The sequence below is a fragment of the Solirhodobacter olei genome (assembly GCF_004010155.1).
GTDB lineage: Bacteria > Pseudomonadota > Alphaproteobacteria > Rhodobacterales > Rhodobacteraceae > Solirhodobacter > Solirhodobacter olei.
Genome location: NZ_RRYH01000096.1, coordinates 1 through 572, shown reverse-complemented (window position 1 = coordinate 572; position 572 = coordinate 1). Strand labels below are relative to the sequence as shown.

The following is a 572-nucleotide window of genomic DNA, read 5'->3' as shown; positions in this document are numbered from 1 at the left end:
CGTCCCCGCGCTGAGCGGTGACGCGGATCCGATTCCGGTTCTGATCGCGCACGGTTTGCATGTTGGTAAAGCCCTGGCTCTGGAGAGCCTGATAGACAGGCCCCATCCCGCCGACGGTCTGCGCAGTGGCCGTCAGCGGGGACATAAGCAGGACAGTGGCAGCGATAGACAGAAAGCGCGTTCTCATCTTCGTTCTCCAATGCATTTGACAGTTAGGGCCGGCATCCAACGGCGCCCGAATCCAGTACCCGGACATGCGCAGCCCAACATTGATCCAGATCACCTGCCCGTGAGCTGTGGCGGTGTGGCACACGGAATGCGATAGCGGATAGCCTGAGGCGCGGCGCGACAGGGGGATGGCACGCGGGCAATGCCGGCGCGTCCTACGTGACGGCGACCATTGCGAGCCAGCCGTTTACCCCGGCTGGGCGCCGCCCGTGCCCACGTCGTATTGTTACACAGCCTCACAACCAGTTGATGTATGTCAATGAATGCATATTTGAAGTCTGCAATGCAGCAGTGGTGCCGGATGCAGGCGCTAAGGACAGGAGACGGACATGCGTCGCTACGAT

Annotated in this window: 1 protein-coding gene; it reads right to left on the bottom strand. The window is 61.2% G+C overall.

Annotated features, from left to right (window positions below; genetic code table 11):
* Positions 1–187, bottom strand: a 187-nt coding sequence (locus tag EIP85_RS23125) for a hypothetical protein (protein WP_206615645.1), incomplete at its 3' end; no start/stop codon positions are given.
* Positions 188–572 lie beyond the last annotated feature (385 nt).